Annotated in this window: 1 protein-coding gene; it reads left to right on the top strand. The window is 44.4% G+C overall.

All coding sequences use genetic code 11. The features are described from left to right. Window positions 1-24: 24 nt before the first annotated feature. A partial coding sequence (locus IYN84_RS20880; protein WP_196141224.1) for an AMP-binding protein occupies window positions 25-545 on the top strand: 521 nt, incomplete at its 3' end.

The following is a 545-nucleotide window of genomic DNA, read 5'->3' as shown; positions in this document are numbered from 1 at the left end:
CATATGCAGGGATTGCGACACCGCATGGGCGAGATATTTCAGCGAGTGGACTGTTCCACCAATTACTGTTTCGACCTGACTGTTGCCAATAACATCTGTCCGCTTCTTGCCGGTGGAACTGTGGTTGTTTATTCGGGTGAGTTAACTGATTTAGTTCAGTATCAACATCATCTGGAAACAAACAAAATTAATTTCGTTAAGACCACGCCGAGCCTGGCTGTTTTAATAGAATTAAATAACTACAAACTGGATACATTGCTTGTTGGGGGTGAACGATTAACCGCGCCTTGTACAGAGCATGTTTACTCTATCAGTGAGCGATTTTTTAATGAGTACGGACCAACAGAAGCGACCGTTGGCTCAACCGTAACTCGGGTATCAAACTCTGAGCAGCTACATATCGGTTCTGCTTTTCCTAACGTCAAGTTATACGTGTTGAACGAGAAGATGCAACCAGTTCCTACAGGAAGTATTGGAGAACTTTATATCGGTGGTGCAGGTGTTGCCAGGGGCTATTGGAATCGACCAGAGTTAACCACAAGTAG

It is taken from the genome of Aliikangiella sp. G2MR2-5, from assembly GCF_015687155.1.
Classification (GTDB): Bacteria; Pseudomonadota; Gammaproteobacteria; order Enterobacterales; family Kangiellaceae; genus Aliikangiella.
This window is presented reverse-complemented; position numbering and strand designations above follow the sequence as displayed.